Origin of the sequence: Chryseobacterium sp. 'Rf worker isolate 10', assembly GCF_050753305.1 — a bacterium.
Taxonomy (GTDB): domain Bacteria; phylum Bacteroidota; class Bacteroidia; order Flavobacteriales; family Weeksellaceae; genus Chryseobacterium.
In genome coordinates this window covers 835,737-852,594 of sequence record NZ_JBOZOF010000001.1, presented here as the reverse complement: position 1 = coordinate 852,594, position 16,858 = coordinate 835,737, and the positions used below count along the sequence as shown (strand labels likewise).

At 38.3% G+C, this 16,858-nt stretch carries 10 protein-coding genes; 3 read left to right on the top strand and 7 right to left on the bottom strand.

What is annotated here, in order from left to right; translation table 11 throughout:
- Positions 1 to 44: 44 nt before the first annotated feature.
- The 4 genes from LKL37_RS03775 to LKL37_RS03760 form a co-directional block, all read right to left on the bottom strand.
- Positions 45 to 1,655, bottom strand: a complete 1,611-nt coding sequence (locus LKL37_RS03775) for a hypothetical protein (RefSeq protein ID WP_431609262.1) — start codon at positions 1,653 to 1,655, stop codon at positions 45 to 47.
- Between the two features lie 207 nt (positions 1,656 to 1,862).
- Positions 1,863 to 5,018 carry a DEAD/DEAH box helicase gene (locus LKL37_RS03770; protein ID WP_431609261.1) on the bottom strand — a complete coding sequence of 1,052 codons (3,156 nt, stop codon included), beginning with the start codon at positions 5,016 to 5,018 and terminating at the stop codon, positions 1,863 to 1,865.
- A 1-nt stretch (position 5,019) separates the two neighbouring features.
- Positions 5,020 to 5,802 carry a hypothetical protein gene (locus LKL37_RS03765; RefSeq protein ID WP_431609260.1) on the bottom strand — a complete coding sequence of 261 codons (783 nt, stop codon included), beginning with the start codon at positions 5,800 to 5,802 and terminating at the stop codon, positions 5,020 to 5,022.
- Positions 5,803 to 6,137: 335 nt separating this feature from the next.
- Complete coding sequence (locus LKL37_RS03760; RefSeq protein ID WP_431609259.1) at positions 6,138 to 6,767, bottom strand: TetR/AcrR family transcriptional regulator; 630 nt, start codon at positions 6,765 to 6,767, stop codon at positions 6,138 to 6,140.
- Between the two features lie 202 nt (positions 6,768 to 6,969).
- Between LKL37_RS03760 and LKL37_RS03755 the strand changes: the two genes are divergently transcribed.
- From LKL37_RS03755 to LKL37_RS03745, 3 genes are all read left to right on the top strand, one after another.
- On the top strand, positions 6,970 to 7,773 hold the full coding sequence (locus tag LKL37_RS03755) for a helix-turn-helix domain-containing protein (RefSeq protein ID WP_431609257.1): 804 nt from the start codon (positions 6,970 to 6,972) through the stop codon (positions 7,771 to 7,773).
- A gap of 138 nt (positions 7,774 to 7,911) precedes the next feature.
- Positions 7,912 to 9,396 (top strand): DoxX family protein, encoded by a 1,485-nt coding sequence (locus LKL37_RS03750; RefSeq protein WP_431609256.1) that lies wholly within the window; start codon positions 7,912 to 7,914, stop codon positions 9,394 to 9,396.
- A gap of 57 nt (positions 9,397 to 9,453) precedes the next feature.
- On the top strand, positions 9,454 to 9,711 hold the full coding sequence (locus LKL37_RS03745) for a DUF6520 family protein (RefSeq protein ID WP_431609255.1): 258 nt from the start codon (positions 9,454 to 9,456) through the stop codon (positions 9,709 to 9,711).
- Between the two features lie 20 nt (positions 9,712 to 9,731).
- Here LKL37_RS03745 and LKL37_RS03740 read toward each other — a convergent pair whose 3' ends face one another.
- Genes LKL37_RS03740 through LKL37_RS03730 form a run of 3 tightly spaced genes read right to left on the bottom strand, consistent with a single transcriptional unit; the run spans position 9,732 to position 16,721 of the window.
- A complete protein-coding gene (locus tag LKL37_RS03740; protein WP_431609254.1) occupies positions 9,732 to 12,233 on the bottom strand; it encodes an alpha/beta hydrolase family protein in 2,502 nt (833 codons plus the stop codon).
- A gap of 2 nt (positions 12,234 to 12,235) precedes the next feature.
- Complete coding sequence (locus LKL37_RS03735) at positions 12,236 to 13,606, bottom strand: RagB/SusD family nutrient uptake outer membrane protein (RefSeq protein WP_431609253.1); 1,371 nt, start codon at positions 13,604 to 13,606, stop codon at positions 12,236 to 12,238.
- A gap of 13 nt (positions 13,607 to 13,619) precedes the next feature.
- The gene (locus LKL37_RS03730; protein WP_431609252.1) at positions 13,620 to 16,721 is read right to left on the bottom strand and encodes a SusC/RagA family TonB-linked outer membrane protein; all 3,102 of its coding nucleotides are present in this window, start codon (positions 16,719 to 16,721) and stop codon (positions 13,620 to 13,622) included.
- Positions 16,722 to 16,858: the final 137 nt, after the last annotated feature.

The window sequence follows — 16,858 nt, the reverse complement described above, 5'->3', positions numbered from 1 at the left end:
CTTTTCAAAAGGTTAAAGACAAAAGCAATTCACATAATTTAATTCTAATCATTTTCATCTAAAAAAAGACTAGACAATGTATTTAGAGTAAAAAGTGACTTGATAAAAATATCCATAGCGACATTTCGGTAATTCTCTTCAGTGAGTCCAAAATAATCCATTGCTTTTTTCACATTTTTATTAGCATTACTAAATCTATGCGCAATCATTCCGGACCGGAGATCTTGCAGCTTACGCAAGAAATTAATCATATCAGGAATATGCTTATCATGACTGTTCAGAAAACGCTCAAGTTTTGCTATACCTTTTTCATTCTCCACCTTATCCAGCTTTTTCACCAACATTTCTTCATTCAGACTATCGATTGTCAATTTTACTAAAGTTAATAACTGATCGGAAAACGAGGTAATAGTATTTTCGGAAGGGACATGCAATGCCTGAAAGTGTTGTTGATCCGTTCCGACTTGTTCTCTATAGAAATACCAGCCGAATTTGTCAAACCACCTTTTATTGAACCGTACATATTTTTCCTTAAATCTTACATCTACGGAATCTGAATCCCGTGCCCAGTTACCCATTACCATCGTATCGTAATAAGCCCCGCTCATACCCATTCCTGGCTTAGGTGCAATATTGTAATGCTTCCAGTGTAATTGCTCACGCACAGGAAGCATACCTAGATCATTTAAAAATACCATAACATAATCATTATTGTTATTATCCATTTTTAAACTGATAAAACTTGAACTGATGCGAAAACCATCAACCTGATATTTTTCTGGATTACTATAATATTTATTCAGAACTTCTTTTTTGAAGAAAACTGGAGTAAAGAATTTATGATCTTCTGAATGACAAGGAACCATCTTTTCACTCCCGTCGTCCTCATACCCAACAATGAAACTTTCGTTTGCTTCCTCTTTCACATCAAAATAAAAGCTCGAACTTTTATCCGGATCAAATTTCAGGATTGTTTTACCTATAATCCAACTTTGAAGATTTCCATTATTAAATGCAGGTACAAATCGCATTAAATGATTATAATTAAAAGTCTCACCAACAAAATCCTCATCCTTAGGTACAAAGGCTTCTCCAGCACCTTCTTTATTAGTAATAGCCATAAAATCAAAACATAGTGCGAGATGAATCTTACGAACAGCCAAGTACTCAACCATAAACTTCAGTTTAATACGTACTTCGCGCTCTTTCACACTGATCACCTCTTCCTCATCACCAGAATCATCAATAAAATAATAACTTCGTACTTGCTTTGAGGTTACTTTTTCATACAATTTAAAGTAGTTTACAAACTCCTGCGATACATCTACATACCGCTCTTTTATATGATTAAACCATCTAGGAAAAACAAAAGGCTCCATTCCTTCCTCTGCAAAGCGAAAATATTCTGTAACGGAAACGCCATCCTTGAAGTGAGTAATGATACTTGGATGTCCTTCACTGCCCCAATGCATTCCCCAATCACGATTGTCCATGTATGTATCTAGATAATCAGGTTTAACTAATAAGCTATAAATACCGGAATCCACACTATCATCTTCGCAGTGACCACGATAAACAGTGATCCAACCATTTGAGGTAAAGCGTTGATTAATTAAATTATGCTGAGCTCTTAAGCTAAATATCTCGTCGTTCATAAATACTAAAAATTTCATGTAAAAATAGATAACAACTACGTACTCTATTAACGTACTAAAATATATACCAATAAAACTATTGCTATTTTTGCCTCATTATTTCCGAACCATTTATTAGTAATCACAGAGGTATATTATTGATAAAATTTGCTTTCTACTATTGCTTTTGCATTTCCTCAACTTTACTATTTTTATTTACAATCTCAATTATTGATTAAAGGCCAAATGCGTTTCCACCCGCATTAATAATTTGTTATTCTTCTTGTAAAATAATTTAGAAGCAGAGTCAAATCCCTCTCTAATGCAACTCGCTAAGACCCTAACATCCCAAGAAAGGTTGTTTTTTTCAATACCTTCCTGTTGAGCGATTTCCAGCAAAACCATGGACAATAATCCAATACCAAAACTTAACTCAGGAACAAGCCGATTAACAAAATTTCTCGCCTTATTCAAATAACCTGACGTATCAGGTCTATTGACATCAGGAATCATGTTGTTTAATCCATTTAATGGAAGTCCTTCAACATAGTGTTTAAGAATATTTGATAATAAATCTAACCTTTTTAGTATTTCCGATATTTCTGATTCAGGTTTCAATCCTAGGGCTTTCTTAATTTGACCAATAGTTGACTGCTTAGTAAATATCTTTAACAAAAAGCTGGGATTAGACTTTAGCCACGCAAAGAACCAATCAATCAGTTCTATTACAGATTTAGATAAAAGATTCTCTACCCCCTCCTCATCGATAGCATCTCCTAACTCACAAATTACCAATGGCTCAATTCCAGTTTTAATTCCTATCTCCTTTTGCCATAAGTATTCATCTGTTAAATTATCTAATTCATTTCGTCTGTCTAACAAGCTTCTAACCTGCTCATCAAATTGCTCTTTGGTTCCTGCTTCAGCTGCTTTATAAGCATAAAAAGATTTTTCCAATAACTCTTTAGTACCTGTCTCGGATAAATCCTCTGGTGTGAATCGATATAATATATTCGTTTCGTCAACACTTAACCCGTCTTTATTCTCTTGAATTGTATCTAAAAAATATCCCAGAGGATCTTCTACTATAAGACATTGATCTCCTTTTGAAAACACATCATTCTTTAACCGCCACCATCGATCAGAAATAGTAGAATCTTGAATCGTAACGATCTCTCCTGGAATCAAGATAACAGCACCTTGCGACGAAAGCCCAGCTCTTCCGGCTCTTCCTGCAGCATTTAATAATTCATGTGGGTTGACACGCTGTCTATTTTCTCCATCTTCATCATATCGATCATCTCCCGCAATAATAACAATTTCCGCAGGCAGATTAATCCCCTGAGCAAGCGTTGCAGTTGCGACAAGAACAATAGACCCTTCGGTAGATTTAAAATACCCCTCGATTAATGTTCTTTCTACTGGCAGCAATAAACCGTGATGTACTCCCACATTTTGATAATCATAAAAATAAGAGTGTCTAAAATCCCCTAATTCATGGACAAGGCTATCTATTAACCTATGATTGCGCCTAATGTAATTAGTATACTCATTATTTCTGTCACTAAGTGCATTTGCAATATTATTCGAAGTTGAATTGGTGATTCTAGGATCATCAACAAATACAAGCGTTTTAAGTCCTAAATTAGCAAAATGTATTGCCAAGTCAGCCGCAATAACATTTCTGTTACTCGTAAGGCGCCACTGAGGACTGATACCTAAAAGTATACTATGATTAAGAATTTGAGATTTTAGATAATCATTGTCATCTTCTGTTTCCCAAACATTTTTTAAACTAAAAAAGCAAAGAGGGTCAATGATTAATTCTTTTTTAAGTTTGGCAGGAGGAGATATTGTTGTAGCAATCTTTCTCTGTTCAAAAATCTTCTCCCGCAACTCTAAAATCTTACGTTCTTCAAATATTAAACACCCATGAAGTTGTCTTGTAGGTTTCCATGTGGAACTGAATACTTTACATTCTCTTCCAGTAATTTGTTCGATCCAAGCAGCTACTTCGTTACCATTTTCAACCATTGCCGATATTAATAGATAGTCAGCATAAGAAGCTAAGTTGAATATGGATAAAAGACAGTACATCGCATCAATGGATCTTCTATCTTTTTTTATGTCTTTACCATGTATTAAATGAAACTCATCAAAAACGACCAAACCAACTTTACTGAAAAAATCAGGATTAATATTGAGAAAAGTTAAACACCTTTCAGGGGTCATTACAACAATTGGAAAGTCGTCAATTTCATCAAAATCAGTAAATTCACTTCCAAATTCAATATTAATGGGTTCAAATTCGTTAAATAGTGGTCGTAAATTTTTATTTACCTGATCTTCTAAAGCATGAGTAGGAACCAAATAGATTACTTTTCTTCCGGAATATAGGCATGATGCAATCTTTAATTCCGATAGGGTTGATTTTCCAGCGCCCGTTGGAAACGTTAAGACAGCTGATATGCCAGGATTTAAAAAATTAGTATTTACGGCATCTTTATGGTTCTCCCATAAATAAGGGCGGTCTTTTGCTAGTTTTTCCAAAAAGCCCTGCCAAAGAACGGGATCTACACCTACCGGAGGTGGAATGTCTATGACTGCCCTGGAGAATATATCTTCTTCTAACAATTTTAATAATTTTGCCAGGCGGTAAGGGCCTGAAAAAGTTGTTCTTTGTTCAAAAGGGCCAATATCTGATATCGAAAGTTCTATTACCCTATCAAAATGACTCTGCCGTTCTTCTTTAGATTGTTGTATCAATCTTTGAGCTATTTGTACCAGACCAAGTCCAAGCTCTCTCCATAAATAATTCAATGCGGTTTGCTCAAAATCATCTTCATTAATAACCTCACCTTCATTAAAATCACTTTCCAAAATTCCTGATACTTTTCCAGAGGCTAAAGAAACGATGGATGAAATCAACTGTTTCTGTATTTGACTTTCCTTGTCGCTCCTTATTAATGATAAAGCAGTTTCCGCAGCATCAGCTTGACTATTACCAATTAAAAAAAGGACGATAGCTGCTATATAAGATGATATAGAGTCTGTCTCCAATAAACTTTCAGGCTCTTCATCAATTAACCCCATCTTATGTATGAGATTATTGGCGGTACCAGCAACGAAAGCTATAGATTCTTTTTGCTCATGATCAGGAACCGCTAGCAAAATAGTTTCAAGATTATTTGCCAACTTTCTTAGAAGTTTTAAACCTGATACCAAATTTTCGTTTTGAAAATTAATAGTTCCATCAGCTACCTGACGCTTCAAACTAACAATTTGAGCATATATTCTTGTCAGCTCCTGGGGAAGTCGATTAATGTCAATATCTCCAATACCAGGTATGTCTTTTATCTTTTGTTCTGTTGTACTATTATACATATCAAGACTTTTTAGACAGTAAATAAGCAATAACTTTATCTGAAAAGTCTTGCATCCAATTTCTCATATCGTCAAGATAAATAGTTGCTCCACTTCTACGTTCGGAAGTATCTCCAGAAACATAATCATTATAGTCTTTAAATAAGTCCTTTCTACCGTCATTGTCATTATGTTTTCCTTCTCTGGTTATTCCTATACGATATATCCGATATTTATTATCAAAAATATCGTTCTGAACATTTTGAAGTATATTCCCAGCATCAAGCTGACCAATTAAGATAGAAATTATTGATACCAAAGCATTATTTTTCTCTCCATTTTCAAACTCCTTAAATTCAGGAAAGACCTGTTGAGTAATTTTACCTCTGGGCCCGGTAGTACACTTGTCTTCAGTTATAATTATACTTCTCAAACTGCCATCATCATTTAGGACTAAAGCCAAACCATCAATACCATGCTGGGCTGGTGCAAAATGAGGATAATTAGAAAAGAATTTTTCACCAGCACTTCTCTGGGCCAAAACGATCCAAGATATCATTTGAAAAATCCATCCATCCCGCTTTATAGAAGTGGTTGATGTTATTTTGTTAATTACTTGATCTATAGAATCATTTGGATGAACAGGAAAAACAGTACTCAAAGAATTAATGATGCGATTGATGTGTAGGTGATGCCCCAGTAACATTTCCCCAACATACTCCGCTAGTAAATTTTTATTGTTTATCTCATATTCATAGTCAATGACTAACGGGGAACAATCTGTATCAATAAGGTTGAAGGGCATAAACTTTAATGGTTATTCAGGGTAAATGTAAAAACAGCAAAATCAAAATATTACTATTCTAGCAAATATAATAAAAACACGGATATTACACTTTACGGTTTCCCGTAATTTCACGGGAACTTTAGAGGTCTTATCTACAGTAAAAAGAGTACTAGAAATTACTAATAAGAAGTTATAAACAAGAAAAACTTCCAAACATTTGCTAAGCGGTTAAATTGGAATATTATAATATATGAAATTTCATATATAATTCAAATACATAAGGGAAATTATCTATAATCGGTAGGTGATTCCCCAATGGTTTATATCTACAAGTATTATAATTGTCCGGCTAATTATAAATTTGAATACGCTTGATCAATTAGAAAAGACATAGCCTGTCTAATCTCCGCCCTCCCTTCTTTGCTTCTAAGATCTAGGCCACAAAACGTAATGTTATGAGAAGTAGCATAAATGTCCAGGTAGTAACTTCCTGAAACCAGCAAGGCCATAATCGCTCTAAAACGCAGGGCTTTATCACCAAAATAAGGATCACCGATGTTTTTCAGTAGTACCTCTCCTTCTTTCTCTCTTTTCTCAGCGAGTCTCCTTAAGGATTTTCTATTTTCCAGAAGTCCCCATAGTATAATTTTCTGCAGCTCTTTATTTTGGTAAACATAGTCAAACTGCGAGAGCAGTAAGGCTTTCGCGGTCTCCCGCCCGCCGTTACCAATATCTATACTATCCATTTCATATGGCGTACTGCTCCAATAATCCTGCGAATGAAGATATTGGTCTATTAACTGATCAGTGCCGCCAAAATAATTATAGATAAGCTTCTTATCCAGTCCAGCAACTGCAGCAATATCGTTTATCTTCAAGGCCGAAAAACCTTTTGTTTTCAATATTGTCCCCACTGCATCTAATAATCTCTGCTTGCTTTTGTCTTTATTTCTGATGACTCCTTCTACTACTTTCCTTTTCATAGTTCGTAATTCGTGAATAATAAAAGAAATTACAATTTAAATATAGTATTTTTATCACCAAATGGTGATATATTTGTTTAAGATTAGCACCAGAGTCAGCAGCCTTGAACCTAACGAGAAATTCGTCCAATTGATCATAAGATAAATCATTAACCCATAGTAACCTTTTGTAACCGCACTTTTACCTATAATCCATTGTCCCATGCACATACAGTTACTCAATATTCTTGATAAAAAATTCGAAGATTCGGTTGCTAAATATGCCAGGCTTCCTTTCCAAACGACAATGCTAAACGCTAATCTCTACACCCATATCCTCAACAACAATGCTGTCATGTTGAAAAATCGCATTAATTTCTTACATGCTGTAGGCCTGATCCCAATGTATAACGGATACTATAAACGAGAGGTCCTAATTTATCACGACCTTAAGGACTTTCAATCAAGATCCAATAAAACAATAGACGCCGAGGCCCTGAAAACAATTCAACAGACCATTGCAGGCCATATAACCCGAGCGGATGATCAGCAAAATACGGTTATTCCCATTTTCCAGCACTATAGCAGCTCCTCCGAACTCTTGCTTCTTACAGGGATTAGTATACTTGATAAGGAATCCTCAACAGCAGTCAGTCTGCTTCATGAGCTTGGCATGCCGATTTCAATGGTAGAGTTTACCATCTACACACCTGTATATCTGACCCAGCTTCTTGATTTATACCAAAAGGACACCAGCCTATCCGTCCAAAGACTCGCAACAATGTTTGGGAAGAGCTACAAGCAAATTCAAAAGGATTCAAAACTGTATTTTGGAACAACCTTGTATAATTTTTTTTTAAAACTTAAGATGCTGGATACTATTGATGATCTTATGTTTACAGATCTTAGCTTAAAAGAAATTGCATTTAAAAATAATTTCGCTGATTACTGCAGTATGTACAAACTATTTAATAAGCAGTATAACTTCCCATTACAACAAATCCCGAGATTTCTAAACCCGGTGTAAGGCCCTGAATTTAATTACCATATTTCGGCCACTTTTTACCATGTCTAAGCTGATAATTGGTATAACAAAGTCATTTTCTGATATTTTAAATTTCATTGGTGATCGCGAATTTTACATCAGATTCCAAAACGCAACGCCTTGAAAAAGATAAACCCTCAAATTCCCGTTACTATCGGCTATTTTTTTATTTTGCTATTCTGTTATGCCGCTGTCAGCAAGCTGTTAGATTTCGAAAATTTCCAGCTGCAATTAGCCCAGTCTCCGCTACTGAGTGCTTTTGCAGGATTCATTTCATACGCTGTAATCATTGTTGAACTTATAATAAGCCTACTTCTTTGCGTCCCCAAAACACGTATAATGGGACTATATGCCTCATTAAGCTTAATGAGCGGATTTACGATCTACATTTTTCTCATTCTCAACTATAGTGATTTCATCCCTTGTTCCTGTGGAGGTATCCTGGAAAAATTGGGATGGACTGAACATTTGATCTTTAATATGATTTGTGTAGCCCTTGCTGCTGCAGGCATTATCCTATATGAGCAAAGAAAAGAGGTACGTTTGATTCGACCTGTACTATTCTGCAATACAACCATAGTAATTAGCTGCGCCATTATAGTCATACTGTTCAGTAGCTCAGAGTATATCATCAAAAAGGAAAATAATTTTACAAGACGATTCCTTCTCCATCCTGTTTTAGAAGACAAGTCTTTGGATCTGGCTCTCAATTCCTACTACTTTGCCGGTATTTCAAATGGGGAAATTTACCTAGGAAATATTACAGCGCCACTTCTTCTTACCACCATCGATACATCATTGAAGGAAACAAAAGCAGTCAAAATAAACTTAGATACATCAGAGTACCGTTTCCGGAATATTCAATTGCAGGTAAAAGATTCAAGTTATTACCTGTATGATGGCAGCGTACCCATTATCTATCGGGGTACTCTGGGCAACACCATCGCGCGTACCATTAGCTATCAGGATGCTTTCTTTACGCAACTGGCCATTTTAGATTCCCTTCACTTTATTATAAGGACCCAGAGCAGCAAAACCCGTCAATATACACTTGCGGCACTGGACTTGCTGCAGAACCCTAAATTACAGCTTCATCCTTCAATCCTAGAAAAGCAAATTGATGGTGTGTTTGATGTTGACGGAAAACTTATTTCCACACCCTATAACTCCGAAATCCTTTACACCTATACCTACAGGAATCAAATCCTGGCGATGGATAAGCAGCTTAACTTGCTCAGGAAGATGCACACCATTGATACAACAACAGTTGCCAAAATCCAAACGCGTAGGCTTTCAGATGGTACTCATAAAATGAGTAGTCCACCATTGAAAGTGAATGGTGAGATGGCATCACATCGAAATTTGCTCTTTATCCATTCCAGTTTAAAGGGCAGACATGAATCTTCAAAAATGTGGAAACGGGCCTCGGTAGTGGATATATATCGTACTGACCAGCAGGAATACGTCGGCAGCTTTTACATCAATAATAAAGGTAAAAATGTATTCTCACATATGGCCATTGATGATCAATACCTGTATGTCCTCATTGAAAATGAACTCAAACGTTATTGGCTCCGAGAGCCGATATCCAAATACTTTAATTAAAGCAGGGCTTGCCGAAAACCTGATCCCAGAGTAGGCACAACTTTTAAATTTTATCTTATGAAAAAATTGATCCTTCCTGCCGCCCTGATCTTCATGGGCGCAGGCGCGGCTTTTGCCACAAAAATGAATACCAGCAAGAGAGCTATTATTGATGCCTATCGCATTGATGCTGTAACGGGACAATGTGTAAACGCTGAACAGAAATGTAGCACCACACCAGGTGCACCATGTACCTGGACAGAAAACTCTTCTGTCCTTTTACACGATGCTCCCGTAAGTCCTACTATGTGTGGTGATGAACTGTTTAAGCCTTAAAAATCAAAGAAAAAGGGGTGCTATAAAGCACCTCTTTTCATTTGTTTATCAATCCATGGAATGTTCTTCTGGTCCTTCAAGAAATAATTCCACCAGTCAAGAACTCGTACATAAAGGTCTCTTTTTTCATCAGAATTAAACCCAAATGTGTGCCCTCCCTTTGCATAAAACAAAGCGATTACCGGCTTTTTATATCTTTTTAAACCAATATAAAACTCCATGGTTTGATCCCAAGGAACGTGCTGATCTTGGCTCCCTGTCCATAATAAAATGGGCGCATTCACTTTGTCTACACTATAAATAGGATTATTCTTAAAATAAAGAGTCTTGTTTTCCAAAAATGAGATTTTCATATCAAACTGCCCATTTTCATACTGCCAGTAATGTGGACCCGGAAAATGATAATGGTACGAAAAATAATCCCTGATAATATCACTTTCCCCTGATCCGGAGATATAGGTAGCAAAACGCTTGGACTGAGTAGCAATAAAATCGGTTTCATAACCCCCGAAAGAGTGGCCAATAAGCCCTATTCTGCTCATATCTATACTGGGATTGCTGTATACCATATCAAGAGCCTTATTGACACAATCAAGAGCTGATACGCCCGCTCCTTGTGGCCCTACAACCGTATCAGGCAACAATACAAAATACCCCATTGTGACCAATGTACGGATATCAAATCCATCAGCATTGTTATATCCTGGTGTCAAATACTCATTGGATTTATCACTTTGAATCTGGTAAATATGAACCACCATGGGGTACTTTTTTTTCGGATTATACTGCTCCGGATAGTACAATACGCCTTTAAGGGGTAATCCTTCAGAAGTTCTGTAATGAATAACCTCCTGCCTTAGCAGAGAAGCATCTGGGTCAGCAATTCCTCCAGATAATAGCAATTCTTTTCGTCCCCCATTTTTTTGCAGATATAATTGTGGCGATCTGTTATAGCTCTCTTCCAGCGCACAAAAAATTTCCAATTTAGAATCATACACGATATTACCTAACTTATTCCTAGTAGAAGGGATAACCTTTTTTACTGTATTCCCATTCAAAAGGCAATATGATGTCTCGTTCTTAGCCCTATCTTTAACCTCCAACAGTATCGGTCTGTTAGGAGTCAGCCTTGTTACATTAATATGGGAATAAGGTAATAAAACATTTTCAGAGCCATTCACAATTCTAACTGCTCTGCCCGGCGCTATCTTTGTTGAAAGTAAAGTTTTACTCACAGCATCATACTTCCATAAATCATCCTCACTCTCAAAGAAAATACACCTATTATCATTGGAAAAAACAGGGTTTTGCAATCCAACTTTATCAATGTCATTCTCCGATCCATCTTCGAGGTTAAAGACTGTCCACTTCTTTCCATCCACGCTCCCGACAAACAACCGGCCATCGTTCGCGCAAATTAATTCAGGAGAACCATATACCACACCCCTCAGAGAAGCTAATGGACGGTAGGTTTTCTGCTCCGCATCATAAATCGAGGTGTCTATAAATTGTGGCTCAAGAGTTACAAAATCATGCCCTTTGGTGGGATGATAAGCCAGAAAGTATCGCTCACTATTGAGCGAGGCCATAGCCGGATATACGCCAGTCGGAAATTCCTGAAACTGATCTGGTCCTAGTTTCCACATCCAGTACCTCCCTTTCCTTACCCCTTTTTTCTTAGCAGCCAGGTTATCATCATTACCATACCAGATATTGACCATTCCATTTTCTGGCTTTTCAAGGCTGAATAGCCCGATCCAATACGCTTTTCCTCCTTTAATTTCTGTTACTTTAAAATAATCGTCTATACTTGCGGGAATCGTTGATAAAGTAGAAGATTTGCCACTGGCGGTATTAACAAAGGTCAGTCCCAGCTTTGCACTTCCAAGTTTCGGACCTGAAACAATAAGATGTTTGCCAGAGGGAAGCAACTCCATATTGGTAATGATATGACTAATTGTAGAAAGCTTTTTTAATCCACCACCAGAGATCGCCATGACCTCACAGGTATTTTTATTCTTACTAACCACATACAGGTTTCTATGCTCATCTGAGATCGGCAGTCCCTGAACTCTTTTCATTTGGTGTAGTATTATCCCATCTTTGGTATAAATACTGAGGATAGAATCCTTTGTAAGTATCCCGTATTGTCCTAATTCCGAAAGTGGAAAGGCCGTCACAACATTGTCGTAATGCCAGTTTTTGCCCAATTTCAGATCTACAAATTCTGCCTGACGATTCCCATAAACCAGGAGTCCATCATTTTTTAAAAACCTCACTGAGCCATCCAAAACAATGGTTGCTGCGATAGTATTGGGTTTCCGTGTACCAACCACAAGAACTGTATCCTGACGGACATCATACTTTTTTCGTACTGCTGCCCATTTCCCGTCCTCTGACAGAACAGGATTACCCAGCCTGTAAAACTTAGACACCCAGCTTTCCAAGGTATCTTTAGTAGCCTGTGCTGAAAAACTACTACTTACCAGTAATAATAGGTATATGCATATTAATTTTCTCATGTCTAATAGCCGGTATTTTGAGGATTAAGGTTAGGGTTTAGAAGAAGTTCCTGCTGGGGTAATGGCCATAGCCCGTGATAGCTCTTCCAGTAAGGCTTTACCGTAATGAGATCACCTAAATGATCCAGTCGTTTCAAGTCCAGAAAGCGATGCCCCATTTCCGTAAAAAACTCTCTTCGGTTTTCCAAAAGGATTTCGGTTAACATTACTTCTTTTGTCATCGAACTGGTAAAAGGGGCAAGTCCTGCCCTTAGTCTTGTCGCATTGACATAAGGTAACCCTTCCGTGATCCTATTCTGCCGGGTCAATGCTTCTGCAAGTAATAGATACACTTCTTCCAGCCTGAAAACGATCGAATACTCCGTTGTATCATTGCTTCGGTTTTTATATTTGTCCGACCTGTACCAGGTATTCTGCCCTACCGTGACTAGTGCTATCCAGTTCGCTCTACGCAAATCACCAGCAGAGAAGGTATTTATCAAATTTTGAGTCAAGGCATACGTGCTTGGCGCAGCCCCGGTAAAATAATACGCCATGCTTTCCAAGGTAGGAAATCCCGACTTCGGCTTCAGCTGCCATAAGATATGGGCACTTGATTTAGCGAATACCTTGGTAATATCATTCTGAAACTGATACAGAGAACTTTGAACAATACTTTTTAAAATGATTTCCGCTTCGCTCCATCGTTTTTGAAACATATAGATTTTAGCCAGCATCAATTGTGCTACCTTTTTATTAGGATAAATCCGCTCTGCATTTCGGTACTCATCATGTAACAGTCCTACCGCTTCATTCAGATCACCTTCAAGTTTAATAGCAGCTTCCAAAGCGGGAGTCCTGGTCAAAGACTGGTTAATTTTGTAGTTGGTACTGATTGGATAAGGAATATCTCCGAACACTTGCCATAGATAAAAAAAAATCACTGAACGCATGACTAGTGCTTCCCCTTTAATCCTATTTTTATCAGCTGACGGAAGAGAGGAAGAATGCTCCACTCCTTCGATAATAGCGTTAGCCACATAAATTTGCCCGTACGCGCTGGTCCAATAAGAATAAATGTCCGTGTTGGTCGCTATATGCTGGTTGCGGTATAAATCAAAACGCCCATTTGATCCAGCGTTAGCATAAAAATCCAGATCATCGGTATAGATTCCCAATAGTGTTCCTGAATTATCGCCTGCTACCGGCGACTTATCCCTCATTCCGGCATATAAAGCAGCTAATGCTGCATCTGCCGTTTGGACATTTTCAAATACTTCCACTGAAGGAATTTGGTTGTCAGGGACATCCACTTCGATCAGCTTCTCACAGGAAATACAGATTGTTAATAAAAACATGGTAATGGCTATTGATATAAATTTTATAATTTCCATAGGTTGAATTTTTTTAAAGGTTACATTGGAGTCCAAAAGAAAACGTTCTTAAAGGCGGAAGAAATCCCATAAATAGGAACTCAGGATCAATACCAAAGTATCGGGTCCATGTCACAAGGTTTTGGCCCTGAAAATAGAGTTTCACATCCTTGAATATACTTCCCTGCAAAGGAATACGGTACCCCAGCTGCACATTTTTTAGCCGGATAAAGGAAGCATCTGAAATCGCAGCATCGCTGTTTTGCATAAGGATGTGAGATGCATTGCTTCCCGAATGATATGGCATATACAATCCATGCGGGTTTTCTGCTGACCATACATTCATGACCTCTACAGGTTGGTTATTCATACTTCCGGGAACTGGCATGATATAATTGTAGTTCCTGTTTCGCTGCTTTACGAACTGCACAAGAAACGACAAATCCCAATTTTTGTACCTTAATGTATTGCTCCATCCTCCAAAGTATTTCACTCCGATATTTTCAATAACCCTGGCATCGTCAGGGGAAGAAATCTTTCCATCACCATTGAAATCCGTAAACTGATATTGTCCCGTCTTAGGATCAATTCCTTCAAAGTGGTATACTTTCACGATAGTGGTTGGCTGCCCGATCACATACTGATTCGCATAGGTAGACCCTTCCAGGCCGGGAAACGAAATAAGCTTATTCTTAGGGAAACTGATATTAAATCCTGTTTCCCAATGCAAAGAACCAGATGATAAAGGCCTGGCACTGGCTTCAAACTCCAAGCCTGTATTTTCCACGGTGGCATCCAAATTTGCAAGTACACTCCCAAAGCCCGTAACAGCAGGCAACTGGTAGCCCACCAATTGATTAGAGGAACGATTTCTGTACCAAGCGGCAGTGATATTGAGTTTGTTTCCCATAAGCCCTAACTCCACAGCCATTTCCAATTTCCAGGTCTTCTCCCAGCTATAATCGGGATTATATAAGCGAGAGGGAGTCAAACCGGTTGTGCCGTTATAAACAGAGGAAGAAGAAACGATATATGTATCAAGGTACTGGTAATCCCCGATATTGTCACTGCCCGCAGTTCCATAGCTTCCACGGATTTTTCCGAAGTTCAGCCACTTTACACCAGAAAGGAATGGTTCTTTAGAGAATAACCAGGCTCCACCCACAGCTCCGAAATTGGCAAATCTGTTATTGGGACCAAAACGGCTGCTGCCGTCCCGTCTTCCGGTGATATTGAGGATATATCTGTCTCTGAATTGGTAATTTACTCTTCCAAATACCGCCGCATAGCGGTACTCGCTTCGCAATTGATCGGAGATAATCTTGGTTTGTGCCGCCCCGATATTATGAATAAAAACATTGCTCTCAAATCCAATTCCTGTCATAGAAGCCTGCTTATTCTCCTCATTTTGCAAGGTGCCTCCCAAAAGAATATCCAGTTCGTGATTCCCTTTCTTATAGACCCAATTCAGCTGTGGTTCTAAAATAAAAGAAAGCCTGTCCTGATTACTTTGGGATGCTTTGGAAGTGGCACTCGACTGACCTAAAGCAAAAGAAGGATTGTACATCGTATGGGGTTGGAGTGCGATTTCCTCAAAATTCTGGTAATTAATCCCTCCGTTTAGCTTAATACGTAATCGCGGAGTGATTTCGTATGCTGTGTTAACATTAATAAGCACCTGCTTACTTTCGTTGGAATATGTACTGTTAAAATGGGCCGCAGGATTTGCAAAAGTATTATTCTCCCAGTTAATACTGCCATCAATAGTATAGAGTTTGGGGGCATTGGGTGGCAGGAAGTATGCCTGCCTTGTCATGTCTGTTCTTAGTACATTATTTTTCTGCAGAGAAAATAAATTGGACACATTTACCTGTAACCGCCTATCCTCTGACTGATGGGAGACACTTGTGGATATCGTATTGCTGGTATACTTAAAATCCTTCATAAACGCAGTAGTCTGCTCATTATGTCCCAAGCTTAATAGAAACGTAGTAGTCTTACTGCCGCCACTTAATGATAGTTGAGTATTCGAGGCAGCAGCGGTATTTCCTATCAGCTTTTTGGGCCAGTCTGTATACCGGTTCTGGTCCCAGGTCCCGTTTATATCATAGGCCGTAGCAGGGTATTGAGTGATGCCATCATTGGCAAACGCATTTCGTCGCATCGCTACATACTGCTGAGTATTCATCAGCCGTAAGTTGGATAAGGTATTACTTAAAGCATAAGAAGAGTTAAGGCTCAATCCCAGCCTCCCTGACCTTCCCTTTTTCGTGGTGATTAGCACAACGCCATTAGCACCTCGTGAACCATAAATAGCCGTAGCATCAGCATCTTTCAGAATTTCAATGCTTTCAATATCACCCGGATTAATACTGTTCAGTGGATTAATATTTCCACCAGGAAGTGCAACCCCGGAATAGATAGAAGTCATTTTTCCCCCGATAGGTACTCCATCAACAACATATAAGGGTTGGTTGCCGTCAATATCACTGTTGGTTATACTTCGAAGGCTGTTCCTGCCCCTGATCTGGATGTCATATCCCCCACCAGGAACTCCTGAACCTTGCGTAATACTGACCCCGGACATACGCCCCTGTATCGCTGAGAGAGCATTAGTAACCGGCTGGTTTTCGATATCCTTAGCCGTTACCTTTGATATACTCCCTGTACGCTCCCGATCTTTAACCTTATAGTAACCGCCGTTGAGAACAATTTCGCCAATCTTTTGCGATTCTCCCTGAGAAAGGGTCTGCCCTTTTCTAACCGTATCTGACTGTAAAATATTTAACCCTTTTTCAGATAAGACTGCAATGCCTTTACTTTCTTTATACCTGATGATGATGACCGTATTATCCTTCGATAACACTTCAAAGGGTAAGCCATGGAGCATGGTTCTTAAACAGGTAACAGCGTCCACTTGAACACATTTAACACCTTCTACAGTAAATCGCCCCAATTGCTCAAAAGAATAGGAATGTTCCAGCCTGTTCTTCTTAAAAAACTCCTGAACAGCCTTTGCTGCTGTCGTTTTCCCGGTTTCGAAATTAATCCTCCTACCGAAAATGCCCTCCTGCGCTTTGAATGCAGTGTTGCTAATTAACAATAGCAATCCTGCTAAGCAAATAACATTTTTCATATTTTTGCATAGTTAAAAATTAGTATTCTTCTGATAATTATTAATTTTTTTCAGGGCCGGTACTCGCAATACCGGCCTTTACTTATTATTCCTGACGAATCAGTTCCCTGTCACAAAACTGGTACCCAGCAGTTGCC